Source organism: Neorhizobium galegae (assembly GCF_017877055.1).
In the GTDB taxonomy this organism is placed as follows: domain Bacteria; phylum Pseudomonadota; class Alphaproteobacteria; order Rhizobiales; family Rhizobiaceae; genus Neorhizobium; species Neorhizobium galegae_D.
In genome coordinates, this window is sequence record NZ_JAGIPG010000001.1 from 1,136,204 (window position 1) to 1,158,040 (window position 21,837).

At 61.6% G+C, this 21,837-nt stretch carries 20 protein-coding genes and 1 pseudogene; 11 read left to right on the forward strand and 10 right to left on the reverse strand.

What is annotated here, in order from left to right; genetic code table 11:
- Positions 1–6 precede the first annotated feature (6 nt).
- A complete protein-coding gene (gene trxB, locus J2857_RS05295) occupies positions 7–981 on the reverse strand; it encodes a thioredoxin-disulfide reductase (protein ID WP_210008957.1) in 975 nt (324 codons plus the stop codon).
- A 219-nt stretch (positions 982–1,200) separates the two neighbouring features.
- Here trxB and J2857_RS05300 point away from each other — a divergent pair, with 219 nt between their 5' ends.
- Positions 1,201–1,683, forward strand: a complete 483-nt coding sequence (locus J2857_RS05300) for an Lrp/AsnC family transcriptional regulator (protein WP_245363019.1) — start codon at positions 1,201–1,203, stop codon at positions 1,681–1,683.
- Positions 1,684–1,710: 27 nt separating this feature from the next.
- On the opposite strand, the gene J2857_RS05305 is transcribed toward J2857_RS05300, so the two are convergent.
- Positions 1,711–2,490 carry a glycosyltransferase family 25 protein gene (locus J2857_RS05305; protein WP_210008958.1) on the reverse strand — a complete coding sequence of 260 codons (780 nt, stop codon included), beginning with the start codon at positions 2,488–2,490 and terminating at the stop codon, positions 1,711–1,713.
- Positions 2,491–2,833: 343 nt separating this feature from the next.
- Here J2857_RS05305 and J2857_RS05310 point away from each other — a divergent pair, with 343 nt between their 5' ends.
- On the forward strand, positions 2,834–3,859 hold the full coding sequence (locus J2857_RS05310; protein WP_210008959.1) for a glycosyltransferase: 1,026 nt from the start codon (positions 2,834–2,836) through the stop codon (positions 3,857–3,859).
- On the opposite strand, the gene J2857_RS05315 is transcribed toward J2857_RS05310, so the two are convergent.
- Together J2857_RS05315 and greA are read right to left on the reverse strand one after the other, a co-directional pair.
- Positions 3,843–4,901, reverse strand: a complete 1,059-nt coding sequence (locus J2857_RS05315; RefSeq protein ID WP_210010040.1) for a glycosyltransferase family 4 protein — start codon at positions 4,899–4,901, stop codon at positions 3,843–3,845. The genes J2857_RS05310 and J2857_RS05315 overlap by 17 nt on opposite strands.
- Positions 4,902–4,932: 31 nt before the next feature.
- Positions 4,933–5,409 (reverse strand): transcription elongation factor GreA, encoded by a 477-nt coding sequence (gene greA, locus J2857_RS05320; protein WP_024164099.1) that lies wholly within the window; start codon positions 5,407–5,409, stop codon positions 4,933–4,935.
- Positions 5,410–5,648: 239 nt separating this feature from the next.
- On the opposite strand from greA, the pseudogene J2857_RS05325 reads away from it, so the two are divergent.
- A pseudogene (locus J2857_RS05325) lies at positions 5,649–5,875 on the forward strand (putative DNA modification/repair radical SAM protein); the annotation flags it as partial.
- Positions 5,876–5,886: 11 nt separating this feature from the next.
- Here the strand turns inward: J2857_RS05325 and J2857_RS05330 are convergent.
- On the reverse strand, positions 5,887–7,095 hold the full coding sequence (locus J2857_RS05330) for a T6SS phospholipase effector Tle1-like catalytic domain-containing protein (RefSeq protein ID WP_210008960.1): 1,209 nt from the start codon (positions 7,093–7,095) through the stop codon (positions 5,887–5,889).
- Positions 7,096–7,201: 106 nt separating this feature from the next.
- Between J2857_RS05330 and J2857_RS05335 the strand changes: the two genes are divergently transcribed.
- Complete coding sequence (locus J2857_RS05335) at positions 7,202–8,242, forward strand: endonuclease/exonuclease/phosphatase family protein (RefSeq protein WP_210008961.1); 1,041 nt, start codon at positions 7,202–7,204, stop codon at positions 8,240–8,242.
- A gap of 56 nt (positions 8,243–8,298) precedes the next feature.
- On the opposite strand, the gene carB is transcribed toward J2857_RS05335, so the two are convergent.
- Positions 8,299–11,787 carry a carbamoyl-phosphate synthase large subunit gene (gene carB / locus J2857_RS05340; protein ID WP_210008962.1) on the reverse strand — a complete coding sequence of 1,163 codons (3,489 nt, stop codon included), beginning with the start codon at positions 11,785–11,787 and terminating at the stop codon, positions 8,299–8,301.
- Positions 11,788–12,044: 257 nt separating this feature from the next.
- On the opposite strand from carB, the gene J2857_RS05345 reads away from it, so the two are divergent.
- The gene (locus tag J2857_RS05345) at positions 12,045–13,136 is read left to right on the forward strand and encodes a phosphatase PAP2 family protein (protein ID WP_210008963.1); all 1,092 of its coding nucleotides are present in this window, start codon (positions 12,045–12,047) and stop codon (positions 13,134–13,136) included.
- 17 nt (positions 13,137–13,153) lie between these two features.
- Here J2857_RS05345 and J2857_RS05350 read toward each other — a convergent pair whose 3' ends face one another.
- The gene (locus tag J2857_RS05350; RefSeq protein WP_210008964.1) at positions 13,154–13,954 is read right to left on the reverse strand and encodes a LytTR family DNA-binding domain-containing protein; all 801 of its coding nucleotides are present in this window, start codon (positions 13,952–13,954) and stop codon (positions 13,154–13,156) included.
- Between the two features lie 117 nt (positions 13,955–14,071).
- Here J2857_RS05350 and J2857_RS05355 point away from each other — a divergent pair, with 117 nt between their 5' ends.
- From J2857_RS05355 to ypfJ, 3 genes are all read left to right on the forward strand, one after another.
- Complete coding sequence (locus J2857_RS05355) at positions 14,072–14,554, forward strand: DUF2306 domain-containing protein (protein WP_210008965.1); 483 nt, start codon at positions 14,072–14,074, stop codon at positions 14,552–14,554.
- Between the two features lie 145 nt (positions 14,555–14,699).
- Positions 14,700–15,911: an MFS transporter gene (locus tag J2857_RS05360; RefSeq protein WP_210008966.1), complete on the forward strand. Its 1,212-nt coding sequence runs from the start codon at positions 14,700–14,702 to the stop codon at positions 15,909–15,911.
- 151 nt (positions 15,912–16,062) lie between these two features.
- Positions 16,063–16,911 (forward strand): KPN_02809 family neutral zinc metallopeptidase, encoded by an 849-nt coding sequence (ypfJ, locus tag J2857_RS05365; protein WP_432420150.1) that lies wholly within the window; start codon positions 16,063–16,065, stop codon positions 16,909–16,911.
- Between the two features lie 131 nt (positions 16,912–17,042).
- Here the strand turns inward: ypfJ and J2857_RS05370 are convergent, their stop codons facing one another.
- Positions 17,043–17,525, reverse strand: a complete 483-nt coding sequence (locus tag J2857_RS05370; RefSeq protein ID WP_210008968.1) for an SRPBCC family protein — start codon at positions 17,523–17,525, stop codon at positions 17,043–17,045.
- 47 nt (positions 17,526–17,572) lie between these two features.
- Here J2857_RS05370 and J2857_RS05375 point away from each other — a divergent pair, with 47 nt between their 5' ends.
- Positions 17,573–17,896 (forward strand): ArsR/SmtB family transcription factor, encoded by a 324-nt coding sequence (locus tag J2857_RS05375; protein ID WP_210008969.1) that lies wholly within the window; start codon positions 17,573–17,575, stop codon positions 17,894–17,896.
- Here J2857_RS05375 and J2857_RS05380 read toward each other — a convergent pair.
- Complete coding sequence (locus J2857_RS05380; protein WP_210008970.1) at positions 17,893–18,372, reverse strand: DUF2938 domain-containing protein; 480 nt, start codon at positions 18,370–18,372, stop codon at positions 17,893–17,895. The two genes, J2857_RS05375 and J2857_RS05380, sit on opposite strands and share 4 nt — an antisense overlap.
- Before the next feature lie 279 nt (positions 18,373–18,651).
- On the opposite strand from J2857_RS05380, the gene J2857_RS05385 reads away from it, so the two are divergent.
- Positions 18,652–19,911 carry a TCR/Tet family MFS transporter gene (locus tag J2857_RS05385; RefSeq protein ID WP_210008971.1) on the forward strand — a complete coding sequence of 420 codons (1,260 nt, stop codon included), beginning with the start codon at positions 18,652–18,654 and terminating at the stop codon, positions 19,909–19,911.
- A 127-nt stretch (positions 19,912–20,038) separates the two neighbouring features.
- Positions 20,039–21,436 (forward strand): MATE family efflux transporter, encoded by a 1,398-nt coding sequence (locus tag J2857_RS05390; RefSeq protein ID WP_210008972.1) that lies wholly within the window; start codon positions 20,039–20,041, stop codon positions 21,434–21,436.
- A gap of 31 nt (positions 21,437–21,467) precedes the next feature.
- Here J2857_RS05390 and J2857_RS05395 read toward each other — a convergent pair whose 3' ends face one another.
- Positions 21,468–21,818 carry an antibiotic biosynthesis monooxygenase gene (locus J2857_RS05395; RefSeq protein WP_210008973.1) on the reverse strand — a complete coding sequence of 117 codons (351 nt, stop codon included), beginning with the start codon at positions 21,816–21,818 and terminating at the stop codon, positions 21,468–21,470.
- Positions 21,819–21,837 lie beyond the last annotated feature (19 nt).

The window sequence follows — 21,837 nt, forward strand, 5'->3', positions numbered from 1 at the left end:
TCAACGTCACTCCGCGGCTATGGCAACCGGCTGTATGCCGGAGAGGTAACGTTCGGCTTCGAGCGCTGCCATGCAGCCCATGCCGGCGGCGGTGATCGCCTGGCGGAAAGTGTCGTCCGTCACGTCGCCGGCGGCAAACACGCCGGGCACGTCGGTGGCGGTCGAATCGGGAGCCGTCCAGAGATATCCATTCGGCTTCATCTTCAGTTTGCCCTTGAAGAGTTCGGTCGCCGGCGCATGGCCGATCGCCACGAAGACGCCATGGATCGGGAAATCGGTGACCGTACCCGTCTGGGTGTTGCGCAGCTTGACGCCTTCGACGGACGGCGGCATCGGCGCCTTGGCCGGCTTGCCGGTGATCTCTGCGATTTCGGTGTTCCACAGCACATTGACATTCGGGCGCTGGAAAAGGCGTTCCTGCAGGATCTTTTCCGAGCGGAACGAATCACGGCGATGCACGACCGTCACCGACTTGGCGATGTTCGACAGATAGAGCGCCTCCTCGACCGCGGAATTGCCGCCGCCGACCACGATCACGTCCTTGTTGCGATAGAAGAAGCCGTCGCAGGTGGCGCAGGCGGAGACGCCAAAACCCTGGAAATGCTGCTCGCTTTCGATGCCGAGCCATTTTGCCTTGGCGCCGGTCGAGATGATGATCGTCTCGGCGGTCCAGACCTGGCCGGAATCGGTGCGCACCGTGAAGGGGCGATGGTTGAGCTCGACTTCGGTGACGAGGTCGTTGACGATCTCGGCGCCCACATGGGTCGCCTGTTTCAGCATCTGCTCCATCAGCCAGGGACCCTGGATAGGATCGCCGAAGCCCGGATAGTTCTCGACATCCGTGGTGATCATCAGCTGGCCACCCTGTTCCATGCCGGCGATCAACACCGGTTTCAGCATGGCGCGCGCAGCATAGATGGCGGCCGTATAGCCAGCCGGGCCGGAGCCGATGATCAGGACCTCGGTATGACGGGAGGACATGGATAATTTCCTTTCAAAGACCGGTCGACGTTTCGTTGCCCCTCATATAGGTGGTCGATGTCCGGTCTGCCGCTTTAGAAGCGCCATGTAAGATCGATCCATGCAGCAATGCAAGGGCAGCCTTGCACTAACAACAGATCAGTTGGCATGGGAACGGCCCTGAACCGCTCGACGACATATTCTTGCTTAAAATTCGTCTTGCGATAAAAGCACTGCAGAATGAAGGGGACTTCCGTGCTTCGCGCCGATCTTGATGCCATCGACCTAAAAATCCTGAGGGAATTGCAGCGCGACGGGCGCATGACCAATGTCGAGCTCGCCGAGCGCGTCGGCATTTCGGCGCCGCCCTGCCTGCGCCGGGTGCGCAAGCTCGAAGAAGCCGGGATCATCGAGGGCTATCATGCGCTGCTCAATGCCCCGAAGCTGGGCGTCGATCTCGTCGCCTTCTGCATGGTCGGGCTGAAGCGCCAGTCCGATGCCGACCTCAAGGCGTTTGCGGCGAAGGTTCAGCAATGGCCGATGGTGCGGGAGGCCTGGATGGTCAACGGCGACAGCGACTTCCTGCTGCGCTGCGCTGCCCAGAACCTCACTGTCTTCCAGGACTTCGTCATCGAAGTGCTGACCGCCGACCAGCATGTGGACACGGTGCGCACCATGCTCACCATCCGGCAGGTGAAGCAGCTGGGTCTGGTCGAGATCTGAAGCTCGCCGCCGCTGGCGGGTGTTGCGTCACTTGCTCCCGGCGGGGCGGAAGCGCTTCTTGTGAATGAAGGCGATCAGCTTGTCTTCCATCAGGCGCCGCTGTTTGGAGAGTGCATAGAACCATTTCCGCTTGTTGGTCTTTCTGGCGCGTCCGGAGCTCGCAAGGATTTCGCTCGCCGCGTCCGTTGTGGTAACGGGCGAGGGCCAGAAGGAATAGCCATGGCCGGTGCGGGTCAGCCAGTGGCGGAAATAATTGTCGACCGGCGCGAACATCTTGCGGTGTTCCTCGATGAAGAGCCGGGCGCCTTCGCGCGACCAGACGATGGCGCTCGTCGTCATCGGGAAATAGTGGGCGGCCACCAGTTCGCAGTCATGGCCGCCGATGCCGTAGCGGGAAAGGGGAGTGGCGATCTTCAGCTTGTTGTTGCCGATATTGATCAGCCGCCAGTCGGGATCGACCTTTTCAAGATCGGGGAGGGCGGCTTCCAGCAGTTCGACGGGATTGCAGAGCGGCAGTGCGTCGTCTTCCAGCACCAGCGCATAACGGGCCTCGGACTTCAGGAAATGTTCGGCGACCTTCAGGTGGCTGCGGTAACAGCCGATCTCGCCGCCGACCAGCGTGCGGCCCATATAGCTCTCGGCGCGCTCGGCGTCGTAATCCGGGATCGTTGCTAGGTCGAACTTGCGGCCGTCGACGGCGGAGATCCGCTCGAAGGGGACGCCGAAGGCTGAAAGACGGTCGCTGATGGTCTGCAGGCGGTCATTGCTGCCATCCAGATTGATGACATAGGTCTCAAGCGATTGCATTTTACCCTTTTTCGGCGGGGAGGCGCAGCGGCTTTGGTCCGCCACGGCGGCTTCCGTCGCCGGTAGACTTGTGATGGTGCATCGACGTGGTCGAAGCTGTTTGAGTTTTGCTATATCGTGGCCGGGCCGTTTTTGGAATAAGCGTGGCTTTCTTCCCGATAGCATCGTCCGATCCGGTGCGAAAGCGTCACCGCAGCGGCATCCTGCCCAGCCCCAACATTTCAGCGGCAACCATTCCCATACCCCTTGCGCAGGTTTTTCAACCGTAACATATAGGCGGCGCTGCCTATAGATGCTGGTTTCCGGTATAAAGCGGCGGAAACAGACAGACGAGGCGACATCGATGCGGGTTCATCAGTATATTTTCGGCAAGGACGGCGGCGCGGAGAAGTTCTTCGTGCATCTGGTCGGCGCGCTTGCACGGCGCGGCGTGGAGCAGACGGCCGTGATGCGCTGGAATCGCCGCTGGAAGCCGGATGTCGAAGCCCATGCCCGCGTCATCGAGAGCAATTTCCGCAACCTGTCGATCGATCGCATCCTTCTGCCGATGAAGGTGCTTTCGCTGGCAAAGCGCGACAAGGCCGACGCGATCATTTCCTGGTCCACCCGCGGCGCTCGCCTGATGCCCGACTACAAGGGCGGCATCAAGCTCTCCCGTCTCGGCGACTACCCGACCCATCTCGGCTATTTCAAGAATTCCGACATTCTCGTCTGCAATACGCCAGGTATCGCCGACCACGTGCGCAACAATCTCGGCTGGACCCGCGGCGTCGAGGTGATCTCGAACTTCACCGATACGTCGGTCGTGGCGCCCATCTCCCGCTCGGTTGCCAACACGCCGGAAGGCGTGCCGCTGATCATGACGATGGGGCGTTTCGTCAAGCGCAAGCGGTTCCACCTGCTGATCGAGGCGATGGTCGCGGTGCCGGATGCCTATCTGTGGATCGCCGGCGACGGCGAGGAGCGCGAGGCGCTGGAGGCGGTCATGCGCGAGCACAAGATGGAGGACCGGGTCCGGTTCCTCGGATGGCACAAGGATACGCGGCCCTATCTTGCCGCCGCCGACATCTTCATCATGCCGTCCAGCCACGAGCCGCTCGGCAACGTCATCTTCGAAGCCTGGGCGCAGAGCAAGCCGGTGATTTCCTCGCGCTCGGAAGGCCCGTCCTGGTTCGTGCAGGACGGTGAGAACGGCCTGCTCGTCGATATCGACGACGTTCCGGGCTATTCGCGCGCCATCAACCAGTTGATCGCCGACCCTCAGCTGGCTGCGAGCCTTGGCGAAAAGGGCAGGGCGACGCTGGTCGGGCAGTTTTCGGAAGAGGCGGTGGCGGGCGCCTATATCGACCTGTTCAAGCGGAAGCCGTGATCCGGTAGATATTGCCGAGCAGTTTTGCTTCGCCCTCGATGCTGAAATTTTCAAGCGCGTGGGCGCGGGAGTGGGCCGAGGCGGCCTTGCGGCGGGCCTCGTTATCCATGAAGGCAGCCGCCGCCTCTGCCATCGCATCGACGCTGTCGCGGGCGATGATCAGGCCTGTCTCTTCGTCGCCCGTCACCAGCAGTTCCGGGAAGGCGCCGACATCGGTGGCGATCACCGGGACCGCGGTTGCCATGGCTTCCAGGGGCGTCAGCCCGAACCCTTCCCAGCGCTGCGGCGCGATGAACAGGTCGAGGGCGCGATACCATTCGTTGATGTCGGTGTGTTCGCCGACGAACAGGATGCGGTCTGCGAGACCGGCGGCTGCGACCTTCTTCTTCAGTCCGTCTTCAAAATCCACATGCGGACCGGTGGCGCGGCCGGCGATGATCGCCGACCAGTCCTTGCGTTCGGCAAGCACCCGGATCATTGAATCCACGAAGAGATCGGTGCCCTTCTGGCGCCGCACGCGGCCGAAGCAGCCGACGATCTTCTGGGCGGGATCGAGGCCGCGAGCGCGTTTGGCCTCGCCTTTGTCCAATGGTGGCGAGAAGCGGGCGGTATCTATGCCGTGGAGCACGACGGTGTTTTTGACCGTCAGGTAATCGGCCGTCTTGCCGCTGGTGGCAATCACGCTGTCCATCTTCGAGACCAGCCATTTCGTCCAGCCGGTATGGTGCCTTTGCGAGGCAGACGTGAAGACGATCTTCAGCGGCATGCGCAGCACGTCGCGCATGAAAATCGCCGGCAGCATCTCGATATTGCGGCGCGCGTGCCAGATCCGGCACCGTTTGCCGCGCGGCGGCGACCAGAGGCGGAAGAGGTCGCGATAACGGACATGCGGCAGATCAGCGGGCAGGCCAGGCCCAAGCGCTGCAACCTTCTGGCCGAGCGATCTCTGGACTGGCACGAGCTGGATGATCGTCGACGTGACGCCGGAGAGGCGCCGCTTGAAATTCGGCGCGATCACTTCGACGTCACGGATATCGATGATGGCGGGGTCGCCTTGTTTGCCCACGGGCGTATCAGCCCCAGGAAATGGCGAGGATTTCGTAGGCCTTGGAGCCGCCAGGGGCGACAACTTCGATGGAATCGCCCTTTTCCTTGCCGATCATCGCACGCGCGATCGGCGAAGAGATGGAGATACGGCCAGCCTTCACATCGGCTTCCTGGTCGCCGACGATCTGGTAGATCTTTTCCTCGTCGGTGTCCTCGTCGATGAGCTTCACGGTAGCGCCGAATTTGATCTTCGAGCCGGACATTTTCGACAGGTCGATGACTTCCGCACGCGCAGTCAAGTCTTCAAGCTCGGTGATGCGGCCTTCGTTATGGCTCTGGGCCTCCTTGGCGGCATGGTATTCGGCATTTTCCGAAAGGTCGCCATGGGCGCGCGCTTCCGCGATTGCCTCGATGATACGGGGACGCTCCTCCTGCTGACGCCAGCGCAGCTCCTCTTGCAGCTTGGAAAAACCACTCTGCGTCATCGGTACCTTTTCAACCATTTCCTTGTCCTTCAGGCGCATGCCCGCGGATACCGCGGACACAAAAAGAAACAGGTTCCGGAGCGAAACTTCGGAACCATCGTAAAATCAGAATGTGGGTCACTATAACAGAATTTCGACAGCGAGCGCTAGGAATTTCGAAACCTTGTCCGTGTGCCCCTCCTTCACCATGAGATTGCAAGCGGCACCGTTTGTCAATGACTTGACGGGCCGAAAAAGAACATTTAGTGAACATTTTAATGAAGAAGTCGCTGAAAGAACGCCTGGAGATCCTTTCGGATGCCGCCAAATACGATGCTTCCTGCGCCTCCAGCGGGACTCGTCCGCGACAGATTGCACCAACCGGTCCTCCAGCAATGTGGAGCGGGCTCGCTTTACGCCGAAGGAAGTGATCTGGCTGGCGCTGGAATTCTACCGCTGCAACTATATCGAAGGCCTGTTCCTGTCCGGCGGCATCATCCGCTCCTCGCAGGCGGCTCAAGGGACGAAGGTCGGGTCTTTCGGCAGGTTGGGCGGGTTGTAGGCGCCGGCATCCAGCCGGGTCTTGACCGAGTCGTGAAGCTTCGCCCCGTCCGGAATGAGGCGCCGGTCTTCGAGCGGAAAATACAGGCCTGTGCGATCGCCCCGTTTGCGCCATGAGCTCTCCGGGACCCGCCGCGGAATGTATTCGAGGATTTTCCAGCCCTTCGTCATCGAGTCGTGCAACTGGGCTTCGGGATCCGGCGGGACGTATTTGTTGGCGTTCTTGCCGAGCACGATATTGTTGATGGTGCGCGTGACGTAGATGAGGCCGGTCGACCCGGTCTCACGGATCATCCAGTCGAGCGGGAGCTTGATCTGGCCGCTTTCCGCCTCCGGGTAACCGCCGCCGATATCGCCATGCACGCCGGAAAACCACACTTCCTTGAAGTCCTGTTTCGCGACTGTCTTCGGCTTGAACGGGCCGCCCCAATAATCCTGGTCCGGCATCCAGAGTTCCGGCTGGAACATGGTGCGCCGCTCGTCGATCGCCACCGCGTGGCGCACGCATTCGACGCTCGGATTCTTGCGGGTGAACGGATGGGTCTTCAATTGCGGGCGCCATTTGCCGGATTCGATGACCGACGCCACCGTATCGAAAAGGCCGAGGAGCGCGATCGGCGGACGGTCGTTGCGCAGCATTCGCTCGTAGAGGCGCATGCTGGCGAATGCCGAGGATGCGTCTTCATCCTCGATCGCATCTTCGCTGTGCTGTTCCTGCTCGGGAATGCCCTTGTAGGTCTTATAGGCGTAGTCCAACAGGTTCAGGTGATATTTGGTGGTCAGCCCAAAGGCGTGGATGAAGCCGGCAAGGACACGCGCCGAATAGGCGCCGCGGCTGAAGCCGAATATATAGATGCGGTCCCGATCCGCATGCCGGCCCTCGACGTTCTTGGGTCCGCGCTCATAGTTTTCGACCAGGAAACGATAGGCTTCCTTGACGTTCTCGTCCAAACCCCAGCCGGTGGCCAGCCCCCAGACTTCGAAGGCCTTGCGATAGAATCGCGACCAGGAGTTTGCAGCACCGAAGGTGCCGACACCGGGGTCGTAATAGACGATCTGCTCATCCGACCGCTTCAGGCAGCCGAACAGCCGCAGGACATTCGTGCGGTCGGCGGATATTTCATTCGACGTGCCGTCGAACAGAATGACGATATTCTTTGACATGGCTTCCCCCGGATGATCCAGCCCGGAGACTATCATCACCATGTCATGTTTACAATTTTAAGTAGGTGCATCAATCTTGGCATTTACCATTTTGCGGGAGGCAGGCATGGCCGATTTCAGATTCGCGACCTTCAATCTCTATCACTTCGCAGCACCCGGCATTTTCTGGCATGAGCGGGATCCGAAATCGACTTACACGCCGGAGCAGTGGCAGGCCAAACAGGCCTGGATTTCGGGCATGCTGGCGCAGATGAACGCCGATGTGATCGGCTTCCAGGAAGTGGTTTCATTCGAGGCGCTGAAAGACCTTGTTGCCGCTGCCGGTTATCCGCATTTCTACAATGCCGGCGCGCCGATTTTCGACAGTGAGGACAGTGCGATCTACGTGAACGCCACGGTGGCGATCGCCTCGCGTCATCCTTTCGCAGAGGTCGGCGACCTGATCGGCGTTGTCGATATCGACGTCGATACGGTCGTCGATCCCGGTTTCAGGTTTTCCCGCACGCCGGTTGCAGCGCGCATCGACCTGGCCGGGATTGGCGGGGTGGATATCTATGTGTGCCATCTGAAATCGCAGGGCGCATTCGTCGATCCGCGCGACGTCGATCCGATCGAGGACTGGGCGGAGAAGATCAAGACCTATTATTCGCTGCGCAATGCCGCCGGCGTCGACCAGGTCGCCAAGCGTGCGGCGGAAGCGGGCGTCGTCTACCGGCTGTTCCGCCGTGCGATCGACCGCGACAACGATGCGCCGGTCCTGCTGCTCGGCGACCTCAACGAGGGGCCGGATTCGCACACGATCGGCATTCTGACCCAGGGCGAACGGGTGTTTTCCTGGGGCAGCATTCCGGGCAACGGCATTCCGCCGGAATTCGCATTCCTCAAACACGTCTACAAGCTCTACGACACCTGGCCCCTCGTGCCGACGCAGCTCCAGGGCCGGCCGATCACCCACAGCAGTTCGGGCCACGGCTCGATCCTCGACTATGCGATCGTTTCCAACGGGCTCAATCCGAACAATCCGCGCCGGCGCGGCGCGGTAACCAAGGTGGAGGTCTTCGACGATCATTTCCGGGACGGGCCGCCGAAGGGGATTGCCTCCGACCATGCGCCGGTCATCGTCACCATAAATGGGCGCGATGCTTAAAGGCGTGGACGCAAAGCGTGGCGGCCGAAGGCGTTTCTTCGGCCACACCGTCAGTTTCAGGCGAAATAGCTCTGCAGCGGACGGACTTCGAGATTGCCGGCTTTCAGCGCCTTGATCGCCATGGCGGCTGCTTCGGCGCCGGCCATGGTGGTGTAATAGGGCACTTTCTGCATCAGCGTTGCACGGCGCAGCGATTTCGAATCCGAGATCGCCTTGTTGCCGTCCGTCGTGTTGATGACGAGCTGGACCTGGCGGTTGCGGATCGCATCCTCGATATGCGGACGGCCTTCCAGCACCTTGTTGATTCGGGTCGAGGCGATACCCTCTTCGGCGAGGAAGCGGGCGGTGCCGCTGGTCGCCAGAACCTTGAAGCCGATATCGGTCAGGATGCGGATCGCCGGCAGCACGCGGATCTTGTCCTCGTCGCGGACGGAAACGAAGACCGTGCCGTCACGCGGCAGTTCGACATTGGCGCCGAGCTGCGATTTGGCGAAGGCGAGCGCGAAATCGGTATCGAGGCCGATGACTTCGCCGGTCGAGCGCATTTCCGGTCCGAGCAGAATGTCGACGCCGGGGAAGCGGGCGAACGGGAAGACGGCTTCCTTGACGGCTATGTGCTTCAGTGCGCGCGGATCCGGCTTGGTGCCGTAGGCGGCAAACGTCGCGTCGAGCTTCTCGCCGGCCATGACGCGGGCGGCGATCTTGGCGATCGGCGCGCCGATGGTCTTGGCGACGAACGGCACGGTGCGCGAGGCGCGCGGGTTGACTTCCAGCACGTAGACGGTGCCGTCCTTGATGGCGAACTGCACGTTCATCAGGCCGACGACATGCAGGGCCTTGGCCATGGCCTTCGCCTGGCGTTCCAGTTCGTCGATCATCTCGTTGGAAAGCGTGCGCGGCGGCAGCGAGCAGGCGCTGTCGCCCGAATGGATGCCGGCTTCCTCGATATGTTCCATGATGCCGGCGACATAGACGTCGGTGCCATCGCAGACGCAATCGACATCGACTTCGATGGCGTTGCTGAGGTAGCTGTCGAACAGAAGCGGGTTCTTGCCGAGCAGGGTATTGATCTGGCCGGTCTTGTCGTTCGGGTAACGCTGCTTGATGTCTTCCGGCACCAGGCCCGGCACGGTGTCGAGCAGGTAGGTCTGCAGCATCGATTCCGAATGGATGATCTGCATGGCGCGGCCGCCGAGCACGTAGGACGGGCGCACGACCAGCGGGAAGCCGATTTCGGCGGCGACGAGGCGGGCCTGTTCGACAGAATAGGCGATGCCGTTGTTCGGCTGGTTGAGGTCGAGCTTCATCAGAAGCTTCTGGAAACGGTCGCGGTCTTCGGCAAGGTCGATCATGTCGGGCGCGGTGCCGAGGATCGGGATGCCGTTCTTTTCGAGCGCCTCGGCAAGTTTCAGCGGCGTCTGGCCGCCGAACTGGACGATGACGCCGACCACTTCGCCCTTTTCCTGCTCGGCGCGCAGGATCTCGATCACGTCTTCGGCGGTCAGCGGCTCGAAATAGAGCCGGTCCGAGGTGTCGTAGTCGGTCGAGACGGTTTCCGGGTTGCAGTTGATCATGATCGCTTCATAACCGGCATCCTTCAGCGCGAAGGCGGCGTGGCAGCAGCAATAGTCGAACTCGATGCCCTGGCCGATGCGGTTCGGGCCGCCGCCGAGGATGACGACCTTCTTGGCCGCCGAGACTTCGGCTTCAGAACGCAGGCTGCCGACGAAAGGCGTCTCGTAGGTCGAGTACATGTAGGCAGTCGGCGAGGCGAATTCGGCGGCGCAGGTGTCGATGCGCTTGAAGACCGGGCGGACATTCAGGCTGTTGCGCAATTCCGCAACTTCCTTCGGCCGCTTTTTGGTGAGGCTTGCGAGGCGGGCGTCGGAAAAGCCCATGGCTTTCAGCATGCGCAGGTTCTCGGCGTCCTCCGGCAGGCCGTGCTCGCAGATGCGGGCTTCCATGTCGGTAATGGCCTTCAACTGCGCGATGAACCACGGGTCGATCTTGCAGGCCTCGTGAACCTCGCCTTCGGTGAGGCCAAGGCGCAGCGCCTGGGCGACCATGCGCAGCCGGTCCGGGGTCGGCGTGCCGATCGCGGCGCGGATGGCGTTCCTGGAGTTCTCGCCGTCCTCGAAGCCGGGGATTTCGATCTCATCGAGGCCGGTCAGGCCGGTTTCGAGGCCGCGCAGCGCCTTCTGCAGCGATTCCGCGAAGGTGCGGCCGATCGCCATGACTTCGCCGACCGACTTCATCGCGGTCGTCAGGACCGGCGAGGCGCCCGGGAATTTCTCGAAGGCGAAACGCGGGATCTTGGTGACCACGTAGTCGATCGACGGTTCGAACGAGGCAGGCGTCGCGCCGCCGGTGATGTCGTTGTCGAGTTCGTCGAGCGTGTAGCCGATGGCGAGCTTGGCGGCGACCTTGGCGATCGGGAAGCCGGTGGCCTTGGAGGCGAGCGCCGACGAGCGCGAGACGCGCGGGTTCATCTCGATGACGACCAGGCGACCATCCTTCGGGTTGACGGCGAACTGCACGTTCGAGCCGCCGGTCTCGACGCCGATCTCGCGCAGCACCGCGATCGAGGCGTTGCGCATCATCTGATATTCCTTGTCGGTCAGCGTCAGAGCCGGCGCGACAGTGATCGAATCGCCGGTGTGGACGCCCATCGGGTCGATATTCTCGATCGAGCAGATGATGATGCAGTTGTCCGCCTTGTCGCGGATCACCTCCATCTCGTATTCCTTCCAGCCGAGCACCGACTCCTCGATCAGCACTTCGGTGGTCGGCGAGGCATCGAGGCCGCCGCCGACGATCTCGAAGAATTCCGAGCGGTTGTAGGCAATGCCGCCGCCGGTGCCGCCCATGGTGAAGGACGGGCGGATGATGGCGGGCAGGCCGACCACGTCGATCGCCTGGGCGGCGATCGCCATGGCGTGGCTGATGTAGCGCTGCTTGCGGTCGGTCTCGCCGAGGTTCCACTGGTTTTCGAGCGCGTCGAGCGCCTTGTCGAGTTCGGCACCCGTCAGGCTTTCCTTGACCCGGTTGCGCTCGATCTCATGGGTCTTGCGGTCGGCATCCTTGATGTCGGTGGCATTGGCCAGCATCGACTTCGGGGTTTCGAGCCCGATGCGGGACATCGCCTCGCGGAAGAGGGCGCGGTCTTCGGCCATGTCGATGGCGGCCGGCTTGGCGCCGATCATCTCGACATTGTAGCGGTCGAGGACGCCCATGCGCTTCAGCGACAGCGCAGTGTTGAGCGCTGTCTGGCCGCCCATGGTCGGCAGAAGCGCGTCCGGGCGCTCCTTGGCAATGATCTTGGCGACGACTTCGGGGGTAATTGGCTCGACATAGGTCGCGTCGGCGAGGCCCGGATCGGTCATGATCGTCGCGGGGTTGGAATTGACCAGGATGACCCGGTAACCCTCTTCCTTCAGAGCCTTGCAGGCCTGGGTGCCGGAATAGTCGAATTCGCATGCCTGGCCGATGACGATCGGACCCGCGCCGATGATGAGGATCGATTTCAAATCTTGGCGCTTGGGCATGGGTCGTCTTTCCGCTTTTTTCCTGCGCAGAAAACCGGCACGGCGTGGACTACCACCGGTCGGGTCGCGCGAGCATGTCTTTTCAGGCTAGACGCGGCTTATAGGCAAATGTTCTGGCGAACGGAACCCCATAAATCGCCAAATCGACAGAAATCGGGGCCTGGTTTTGATCGTTGCAATAGCGAAGTCTTAATCAGATTTCAGCACTGTCAGGAAATTGGGGGCTTCTATCGAGACGTCAGCAAATGCAGCGATGGATGGCGTACAAAGAGCAGGTAGCGCAATTTTTGGCATGTTTGGCACGCGCGTGCGCGTTTCGGCTGCGCAAGGATGCGTTGCTCTATGTACTTATCGGCCTGTACTCGCTCGGGGGGCTGATATTTCTCGGCCTTACCGACACGACGGAGATGATTTCGCATCAGCTCTATTTCCGGCAGTGGCCGCAGGTCTTTGCGGTCGTCATGCCGCTGATGGTGATCGTCGTCGATCTTTCCATCCCGATACTGCGTTTCGACAGGCGGCGGCTGCTTGCCTATCGGCGCACCTTTTCCGCCCGGCGTATTGCTTCGCTGCTCTCCGGCGTGCTCCTGATGATGGCCCTGATGATTTTTCAGGGAACGTTCACCTCGATCAAGAACGCCTTGCCGGCGCTCGAAGGCGGTTTCCAATACGACAAGATCCAGGCGGATATCGATGCCTGGCTGTCTTTCGGAGTCGATCCTTGGCGGCTGTTGCATGCCGTGGCCGGTTATGACGTGGTCCGTACCATCGTCGAATTCAACTACAATGTGGTGTGGTTCATCATCTGCTTCGGTACTTTGTCCTTTGTCTTGACGTCACCAACGGCTGATGGCTTTCGCCAGCGTTATATGCTGTTTTTCCTGTTCGTCTGGATCATGTGCGGCAACGTGCTTGCGGGTACATTTTTGTCGGCCGGTCCGGCCTTCTACGGTGCGGTGACCGGCGACCACGCGCGGTTTGCGGAGTTAACGGCGTTTCTTGCTCCGAGCCAGTGGGCGAGTTCTGCGGCGAATTACCAGTCTTATCTCTGGAGCCTGTACAAAGAGGGAAAGCCGGGCTTCGGAGGGGGTATCTCTGCTTTTCCGAGCGTTCACGTCGGCCTGATCACGCTCAACGCCTTTTTCCTGGCTGAACGTTCTCGCCGCCTCGCCATTGTGGGTTTCGCTTACGTCGGCTTCATCCAGCTCAGCTCAGTCTATCTCGGCTGGCACTATGCCATCGATGGATATGTCTCGTTCATCGTCGTGATGCTGGCCTATTTCTCGGCGTCGGCATTGCGGCCAACGTCTTTGGCGCTTGCGCGGCGGTCGGATGCTACCCCAGCATAACCGACGACGGTGCAAATCTAGCCGAAACGTTGGCGCACCGCATCTGCGTTCGGTCGGCTCACCGGGATTTCCGTGCCGTCCTTCATGACAAGCAAAAGCTTGCCGCCTTCGCGTTTCAAGCCCTCGACATGGGCATCCGCCACCCAATGGGAGCGATGCACCTGCAGGCCGGGCGTGGCCCCAAGTTCCCTCAGGGCGTCCGCGAAACGCAGGAGGACCAGTTCGCGGCCGCGGCTGGTGACGACCTCGGTGTAATGGTCCTCGACGGAAAGCCGCAGGAGCGCGCCGCGGTTCTGGGGTTTCAGGCGGGCGAGGATTTCGGGTTCGGATGAGGGGGAGATCGGGGGTGCAGGTGCAAGCGGCCGCGGCGCGGAAACCTCGGCGATCTGCCGGTGCATGGCGGTGTAGGTCAGAAGACAGAAGAGAGCGCAGAGCGGCAGCGCGAACAGTGCCCGGTGGAAGCCGGTTTCCATCTCGGTCCAGCGGCCGAAGAAGGCGAAGTCGATGACGCCGAGTGCGAAGCCGATCGGCAGGGCAGCGACCAGCGAGCCGATCATCATGCGGACGAGCGTGTGGCTGAGGTGGTTGCGCAGCAGGATTTCGGCCATGATTGCCAGGGAAATGGCGATTGACCAGGTGACGGCGTGGACGATCAGCCAGTAGCCGAGCCGGATGCCGGGCGTCATCCGCTCCAGCGTACCGTAGGGACCGCTGACGACGAAGAGCAGGACGACGAGCGAGAAGGTCGTCCAGAAGCGCCAAGAGCGGGTGAAGAGCTGCAATTCACGAAGCGTGGAGCTCAAAAACGGGTGATTCACGAAGTTTGTCCGTCGTCTGCGCCATTCCGGTTGAGGGTGAGCCAGTCATGGCGGAAACAGGCGCCGAGTTCAATCGTCTCGCCTCCAATCGCGCGATGACTTCGACAGGTGCTTCCCATGAACCTTCAGCCGCTCCTCGATGCCCCGCTCGCCGTGCAAGTCCATGTCGCGGCCGTGCTGCCTGCCGCCTTGCTCGGCGCCTATATCCTCGTCAACCGCAAGGGCACGCCGGCACATCGGCTGCTCGGCAAGATCTGGATGGTGCTGATGGTCGTCACCTCGCTCTCCAGCTTCTTTATCCACCAGATCAATCTGTTCTACGGTTTCAGCCCGATCCATCTCCTCTCGGTCTCCGTGCTTGTCGGGGCGTGGCGGGCCATCACCGCCGCGCGTGCCAAAAATATCCGGGCGCACAAGGCGGCCGTCATCGGCATGTATTTCGGCGGCATCGTGATCGCCGGCCTGTTCACGCTGATCCCGGGGCGGATCATGAATGCCGTGGTCTTCTCCGGCGGACCAAGCTGGATATTGCTTCTGACGCTCGCCGCGCTCGCCGGGACGCTTGTTCTTCAGCAGAGGCTGGCGTCGCGGCGGTTCTAAGTGCCCGCATCAAGAATTTCCTCGAAGCGTACCGTTCGGCGCCTTGCCGTCATGGACAGGCCCGGCTTACGGGGCTAGAGCTGCCCCTAAGAAACTTGCAGCAACGGCCATCCGCGATGACGACCGCTTGCGCGGAGGAAATTCCATGGCCGATGCAACATCCAAGCCCGTTTCAGCGACTTCAGCCGAAGTGACGATCCTGCCGATCATCCTGGCGGTCAGCTTCTGCCACATGATCAACGACATCATGCAGTCGATGATTTCGGCGATCTATCCGATGCTGAAGACGGATTATGCGCTGGACTTCTGGCAGATCGGCATCTTGACGCTCGCCTTTCAGTGCACGGCCTCGCTCTTGCAGCCGGTGATCGGCATCGTCACCGACAAGAAGCCTTTCCCTTATTCGCTGCCGGTCGGCATGGGCTCGACCTTCATCGGCCTGTTCATGCTGGCGAACGCGCATTCGTATGCGGTGCTGGTCATGTCCGCGTCGCTGATCGGCATCGGTTCGGCCGTCTTCCATCCGGAATCCTCGCGTGTCGCTCGGCTGGCATCGGGTGGACGCTACGGGATGGCGCAGTCGGTCTTCCAGGTCGGCGGTAATTTCGGCCAGTCGATCGGCCCGCTGCTTGCAGCCTTCATCATCGTGCCGAACGGGCAGGGCAGCGTTGCCTGGGTCTCGGTCGGCGCGCTCCTCGGCATCGTCATCCTCACAGGCGTGGCGCGCTGGTACAAGGCGCATATGCTGGCCAACCAGGGTCGCAAGCGGGCGCTGAAGGCCCATAACCTTTCAAGGCGCACGGTCGCCATCGCCCTCACGGTGCTGACCATCCTGACATTCTCCAAGAATGCCTACATGGCCTCGATCAGCAGCTATTATACCTTCTTCGTGATCGAGCGCTTCCAGGTCACGGTGCCGCAGTCGCAAGTCATGCTGTTCATCTTCCTCGGTGCCGTGGCGCTCGGCACGGTGATCGGCGGGCTGGTCGGCGACAAGTTCGGCTCCAAGGTGGTGATCTGGTTCTCAATCCTCGGCGTGCTGCCGTTCACGCTCGCCATGCCGTTTGCCAACCTGCCGGTGACGATCGGTCTCTCGGCGATCATCGGCTTCATCATGGCGTCGTCCTTCCCGGCGATCGTGGTGATGGCGCAGGAACTGGTGCCGGGACGGGTCGGCATGATCGCCGGCATCTTCTTCGGGATCGCCTTCGGCATCGGCGGCATCGCCGCGGCCGTACTCGGCGTCTTCGCCGACAAATACGGCATCACCTTCGTCTACAATGTCTGCGCCTTCCTGCCGGTGCTCGGCTTGCTGACGGTTTTCCTGCCGGGGAAAAAGGCTCTGCGGGTCGCCTGAGGACGAATCTTCGGCTAAGTGATGCGGGACGGATCGCTTTTGCGTCCGTGAGCGTTATATCGGCCCAAGGTATGGTCGAACAGGAGGGCACGACATGGAATGGAAAGGGCGGCGGCAATCCGACAATGTCGAGGACCAGCGTGGCGCTTCCATGGGCGGCAGCCCGATGGGCCGGGGCGGTTTTCGCATTCCGGTCGGCGGTGGTGGCCGACGCGGGGGCGGGCTCGGCATCGGCGGCATCATCGTCATCCTGATCATTTGCTGGATCACCGGCATCAATCCGCTTTCGCTGCTCTCCGGCGAACTTGGCATGGACGGTTCGGGCTTCGAGCAGCAGCAGACGACCCGGGGCACGCCCGCCAACGATGACACGACGGCGTTCGTGCGCACCGTGCTTGCCGAGACGGAAGATACCTGGAACGGCATATTCCAGGCCAACGGCCAGCAATACCAGGAGCCGGTGCTGGTGCTGTTCTCCGGCCAGGTGAATTCCGCCTGCGGATTTGCGTCTTCCGCGACCGGGCCGTTCTATTGCCCCGGCGATCACAAGCTTTATCTCGACACCAATTTCTTCAAGGAACTCGAACAGCGCTTCGACGCGGCCGGTGATTTTGCCGAGGCCTATGTCATCGCCCACGAAGTCGGCCATCATGTCCAGAACCTGCTCGGCATCCTGCCGAAGTTCAACCAGGCCCGCCAGCGGATGAGCGAGGCGGATGCCAACCGCATGTCGGTGCGCGTCGAGCTGCAGGCCGACTGCTTTGCCGGCGTCTGGGGCAAGTTCACCCAGCAGAAGGGCATTCTCAGCACCGGCGATCTCGAAGAGGCGCTGAACGCCGCCCAGCAGATCGGCGACGATACGCTGCAGAAGCGCAGCCAGGGTTATGTCGTGCCGGAAAGCTTCAACCACGGAACGTCGGCACAGCGCGCGCGCTGGTTCAAGCGCGGGTTCGATACGGGTGACATGAAGGCCTGCGATACGTTTTCGGGGAATGTTTGAGGAGCCGGCTTCGGCATCCGCTGACCTGGGAAAGACAATGGAGAGGGCATCGCCAGATCGCCCCCTCTCGATGTTTCCCGGTTTCGGGCGTAGCGTAACTGCCGAGCAACGATGATCGGTCCCCCCGGGGCCTACTTATACATCCCCTCGCGCAGGTTGATGCCATATTCCACATAGGCCTTCATGGCGCAGAGCATCTGGGACCAGCCCTGGCAGTTGCCGTAGGAGGCGGAAAGTCCGCCGGGCGTTTCCCGCCAGCCTTCTTCGGCGATGGTCACCAGTGTGCGGCCATCCTCCAGCGGCTCGAAGGTCATGGTGACGGTCGTCTTGTAGTTGGCGAGGACGACGTTTTCCGGCCCCTGTTCGGCGGCATTGCCTTCCGTCGCATCCCAGCGCAGCACGATCTTCCTGTTCTTCTCCATCTCGACGACCTCGACCGGAAAGGCGCCCGGAAAGTCGTGAAAATCCCAGGTGACCGCCGCGCCGGGTTCGAGCCGACCCTTGGCGCCCCCTGTCGTGAAATAGCCGGACAGTTTCTTCGGGTCGGCGACGGCTTCGAACACTTCCTCGACCGGTTTTGAAATTCGGCCGGATACCTTGAATTTCAGTTCCATGATCTTTCTCCCTTGTTTCTCCCTCTATCATGTTATAAAAATATAACATGTCAAGCGGCGAAAAAAACGACCTTATTTTCAAGGCCCTGGCGGCTCCGGTTCGCAGGGAGATTCTGGACGAGCTGAAGGATCGGCCGCAGACGACGGGCGATCTCTGCGTCCGCTTTCCAAACCTCGACCGCTGCACGGTCATGCAGCATCTGAAGGTTCTGGAAGGCGCCGACCTCGTGCTGGTGAAGCGTGAGGGCAGGGAGCGTTGGAACCACCTCAATCCGCTGCCGATCAAGGCTATCCACGACCGCTGGATCGGCGCCTATGCGGCGCGTGCGGTCGACATGCTCGACCGGATGAAGCGGGATCTGGAAGACTAGCGGATCAGCAGCGCGGTGCCGTAAAGCCCGAGCGCGAAAACGGTGTGGGCGGCGAAGTTGAGGAGACGCACCTTGTTCGGCTTCGCCGTTTTCGAAGCGGCCCAGCCGAGACCGAGGCCCGGCTGCATCAGGAACCAGCCGGCGCCGATGGTGACGATACCGAAGATCCAGGCGGGGATGAAGGTCGGCGCAGCGAACCAGTTCGGCCCCATGATCAGGGCGAGGATCACCCCGTAGAGAAGGCCGACGGCATAATGGCCGGCCCAGCCGAGCGCGAGTTCGTGTTGATAGGGCTCGGCGGCGGCGATGCTGTCGTGAAAGACTTTTCCGCGACCAAGGTGCCAGAACCAGCGGCCGGCCGGTGCCCAGTTCGCGTTGGGCTGGCCGAACACCTTATTGAGCACGATCGCCCAGAGATCCATCAGAATGGTGGCACCAAGGCCGATCAGGATGCCGCGCCAGAGAAGTTCGATCATGGGTGAGGTCTGCCGGAGAGAGGAAGGTCACCTCCAATCTCTATGGGCTCTAGTCAGGGCTGTCGAGATCTTCCGGACTTCCAGACCTGGGAAAACCTCTGGTGGGAGGGGCACGGGACACCGAGATCACCGAAACGGCTGAACGATCCGCGGCGGTTGAGCCTTTCATCAAAAACTTTGAAATGTTCACGTATTGTTTCGGTTTTCTTTTGCCGTTATGTAGGCAACCCGGCGAGCTGATCGTCTTTGCAGAAAACAGCATTGCTAGAGAGACATTTTATGCTCGACCCGAAATTTGTGCGCCGCGGCCTTTTCCTGGTCTTCATGATCCTTTTCCTCGATGTCATCGGGATTGCGATCATCATGCCTGTGCTGCCGGCCTTCCTGCGCGAACTGACGGGCGACGATCTGAGTGCGGCGGCGGTCGACGGTGGCTGGCTGCTGCTCATCTATTCCGCCATGCAGTTCCTGTTTGCGCCGCTGCTCGGCAACCTCAGCGACCGTTTCGGCCGTCGGCCGATCCTTCTGGCTTCGGTCCTCACTTTCGCGCTCGACAATCTGATCTGCGCGGCCGCCACCAGTTTCTGGATGCTGTTCGTCGGGCGCGTGCTCGCCGGTATTTCCGGCGGTAGTTTCGCCACCTGCTCGGCTTACATTGCCGATATCAGCAATGACAATAACCGCGCCAAGAATTTTGGCCTGATCGGCATCGCCTTCGGCGTCGGTTTCACGGTCGGGCCGGTGATCGGCGGGCTGCTCGGGGAACTCGGGCCGCGCGTGCCATTCCTCGGCGCCGGGTTGCTGTCGCTCGCCAATTTCGCAGCCTCCTGGTTCCTGTTGCCGGAAACGCTCGACAAGGCGAACCGCCGCAAGTTCGAGCTGAAGCGCGCCAACCCGCTCGGGGCGTTGCGCCAGATGCGCCACTATCCGGGCATCGGCTGGGTCATGCTGGTGATGTTCCTCTACTGGCTGGCGCATGCGGTCTATCCGTCGGTCTGGTCCTTCGTGTCGGCCTATCGCTACGGTTGGAGCGAAGGGCAGATCGGCCTGTCGCTCGGACTGTTCGGCATCTGCGCCGCATTTGTCATGGGATTCATCCTGCCGAAACTGGTGCCGGTGCTCGGCGAATGGAGGACAGCGGTGCTCGGGCTTTGTTTCTCCTGCCTCGGTCTTACCGGTTATGCCTTCGCGTGGCAGGGGTGGGTCGTCTATGCCGTCATCCTTGTCACGACGATCGAGAACGTCGCCGACCCGGCACTTCGCAGCATCGCCTCGGCGAAGGTGCCGCCATCGGCGCAAGGGGAACTGCAGGGCGCGATGACGAGCCTCACCAGCCTGACGACGATCGTCGGCCCGGCGATCTTCACGCAGCTGTTTAGCGCGTTCACCGGAAAGAATGCAACAATGGAGTTCGCGGGGGCGCCATACATGATGGCGGCGATTTTCATGGCCTGTGCCATTCTGGTGTTTTTAGCGCGGATTTCACGAAAGACGGCTGCGGTTCCGTTCGCAGCCGAGCTTGAGCATCAGATTTCTTGAAGAGACGTCCAAAAATTCTGCTGAATCACCTCTAAGTGTTGCCGCACGGTTGATGCTCCTCTATAGGCTGCACACGCGCCGCTCACCAGTTTCTGGAAGCGGCTTTTTTCGTCTGAGGAGGAGTGTCATGTCGAGCCTTTCCACCACCATGGCAATGACGACGACGGACAATTCCTGGTCTGCGCATATGCGCGCGACGTTTGCGCTCGGCGTGCCGCTGGTCGGGGCGCAACTGGCGCAGATGGCGATCAACACCACCGACGTCATCCTGGTCGGCTGGCTCGGCACGACCGAACTCGCCTCGGTGGTGCTCGCCACCCAGATGTTTTTCCTGGTCTTCATCTTCGGCACCGGTTTTACCAGCGCCGTGGTGCCGATGGTGGCACAGGCGCTCGGGCATGGGGATACCCGCTCGGTGCGACGTACGGTGCGCATGGGGCTGTGGATCGCGCTTGCCTTCGGCGTGCTGACGGCGCCGCTGCTATGGTTTTCGGCGCCCATCCTTCTCGCGCTTGGGCAGCAGCCGGACGTCGCGGCGAATGCGCAAAGCTATCTGCGCATCGCCCAATGGGGTATTTTCCCGGCACTGGGGCTGATGGCGCTTCGAAGCTTCGTCACCGGGCTCGAGAAAGGCGGCATCGTGCTCTACGTCACGATCGTGATGTTCTTCATCAATGCCGGCGTTGCCTACCTGCTGATCTTCGGCCATTTCGGCGCGCCGAACATGGGGCTGCACGGGGCTGCGATCGCTTCCGTCGCTGCCAACCTCTTCGGGTTCGTAGCCGCCCTCCTTTATGTGGAAAGCCAGCCGAAGATGCGCGCCTACGAGATCTTCGTGCGCTTCTGGCGGCCGGACTGGAGCATGGTGCGCGAGATCGTCGTGCTGGGCCTGCCGATCAGCTTCACCATTCTGGCGGAGACCAGCCTGTTTTCGGCCGCTTCCCTGCTGATGGGCATCATCGGCAAGCTGGAGCTCGCAGCCCACGGCATCGCGCTGCAGCTCGCGGCGATCGCCTTCATGATCCCGCTCGGCCTGTCACAGGTTGCGACGGTGCGCGTCGGGCTCGCCAATGGCCGCGGCGATCTCCTGGGTGTCAAGCGTGCCGCCATCGCCGTGCTGGTGGTCAGCGTGCTCTTCACGACGATCGGCAGCGTGCTGTACGCTACGATCCCGCGCTTCTTCGGCAATCTCTTCCTGGATGTACGCAAGGAGGATGCCGCGACCGTGCTGGAATTGGCGGTGCCGCTGATCGTGATCGCCGGGGCTTTCCAGCTGGTCGATGGGTTGCAGGTGGTCGGTGCCAGCCTGTTGCGCGGGCTCAAGGATACGCGGGTACCGATGGTGCTGGCGCTGATCGCCTATTGGCCGATCGGTTTCTCCTGCGCCTGGGTATTCGCATTCCCGCTCGGTTTTCGCGGTGAGGGCGTCTGGTTCGGCTTCGTCACCGGCCTCGCAGCGGCCGCGGTTCTGCTTTGCGGCCGCTTCTGGCTGCTGGTCAGACGCCGGGCCAGAACGACCCGCTGAAGAGCCAGCGGGCCGCTGACGGCGAGGATGCTCAGGCCGGCAGAAGTTCACGAAATGTGATCGGCGCATAGAAGCCGACATGCGACTCGACGCCGAGGTCGCGGCTGAGCGCCTGCCGGTCGATGCCCGCTTCCCGGTCCGATTTCGCGACTGCGGCGATGATTGGCTGGAGGACGTGCTCGCCCTCGAACCGGATGATGGTGATAAGGCTGAGGATGCCGGCGCCTGCCTGCTGTTCCAATATCATGTCGTCGATGAAGCCGGGCTGCTCGCGCATTACGCGGTGGGTGCGTTCGAGAAGCTCCATGAATTCCGGCCGTGCCTCTTCCGGCACCGAGAACCTGTTGACGCGCACCACGCGTCCGCTGCGTATTTCGCTCATATGAAAAACCCCTGCTCGA

What these genes read in the sequence shown, in the direction of transcription:
- trxB (WP_210008957.1), bottom strand. Translation starts at nt 981, where the DNA reads ATGTCCTCCCGTCATACCGAGGTCCTGATCATCGGCTCCGGCCCGGCT.
- J2857_RS05390 (WP_210008972.1), top strand. Translation starts at nt 20,039, where the DNA reads ATGTCGAGCCTTTCCACCACCATGGCAATGACGACGACGGACAATTCC.
- J2857_RS05360 (WP_210008966.1), top strand. Translation starts at nt 14,700, where the DNA reads ATGGCCGATGCAACATCCAAGCCCGTTTCAGCGACTTCAGCCGAAGTG.
- J2857_RS05395 (WP_210008973.1), bottom strand. Translation starts at nt 21,818, where the DNA reads ATGAGCGAAATACGCAGCGGACGCGTGGTGCGCGTCAACAGGTTCTCG.
- ypfJ (WP_432420150.1), top strand. Translation starts at nt 16,063, where the DNA reads ATGGGCGGCAGCCCGATGGGCCGGGGCGGTTTTCGCATTCCGGTCGGC.
- carB (WP_210008962.1), bottom strand. Translation starts at nt 11,787, where the DNA reads ATGCCCAAGCGCCAAGATTTGAAATCGATCCTCATCATCGGCGCGGGT.
- greA (WP_024164099.1), bottom strand. Translation starts at nt 5,409, where the DNA reads ATGGTTGAAAAGGTACCGATGACGCAGAGTGGTTTTTCCAAGCTGCAA.
- J2857_RS05380 (WP_210008970.1), bottom strand. Translation starts at nt 18,372, where the DNA reads ATGATCGAACTTCTCTGGCGCGGCATCCTGATCGGCCTTGGTGCCACC.
- J2857_RS05335 (WP_210008961.1), top strand. Translation starts at nt 7,202, where the DNA reads ATGGCCGATTTCAGATTCGCGACCTTCAATCTCTATCACTTCGCAGCA.
- J2857_RS05345 (WP_210008963.1), top strand. Translation starts at nt 12,045, where the DNA reads ATGGCGTACAAAGAGCAGGTAGCGCAATTTTTGGCATGTTTGGCACGC.
- J2857_RS05385 (WP_210008971.1), top strand. Translation starts at nt 18,652, where the DNA reads ATGCTCGACCCGAAATTTGTGCGCCGCGGCCTTTTCCTGGTCTTCATG.
- J2857_RS05310 (WP_210008959.1), top strand. Translation starts at nt 2,834, where the DNA reads ATGCGGGTTCATCAGTATATTTTCGGCAAGGACGGCGGCGCGGAGAAG.
- J2857_RS05355 (WP_210008965.1), top strand. Translation starts at nt 14,072, where the DNA reads ATGAACCTTCAGCCGCTCCTCGATGCCCCGCTCGCCGTGCAAGTCCAT.
- J2857_RS05375 (WP_210008969.1), top strand. Translation starts at nt 17,573, where the DNA reads ATGTCAAGCGGCGAAAAAAACGACCTTATTTTCAAGGCCCTGGCGGCT.
- J2857_RS05305 (WP_210008958.1), bottom strand. Translation starts at nt 2,490, where the DNA reads ATGCAATCGCTTGAGACCTATGTCATCAATCTGGATGGCAGCAATGAC.
- J2857_RS05370 (WP_210008968.1), bottom strand. Translation starts at nt 17,525, where the DNA reads ATGGAACTGAAATTCAAGGTATCCGGCCGAATTTCAAAACCGGTCGAG.
- J2857_RS05300 (WP_245363019.1), top strand. Translation starts at nt 1,201, where the DNA reads ATGAAGGGGACTTCCGTGCTTCGCGCCGATCTTGATGCCATCGACCTA.
- J2857_RS05330 (WP_210008960.1), bottom strand. Translation starts at nt 7,095, where the DNA reads ATGTCAAAGAATATCGTCATTCTGTTCGACGGCACGTCGAATGAAATA.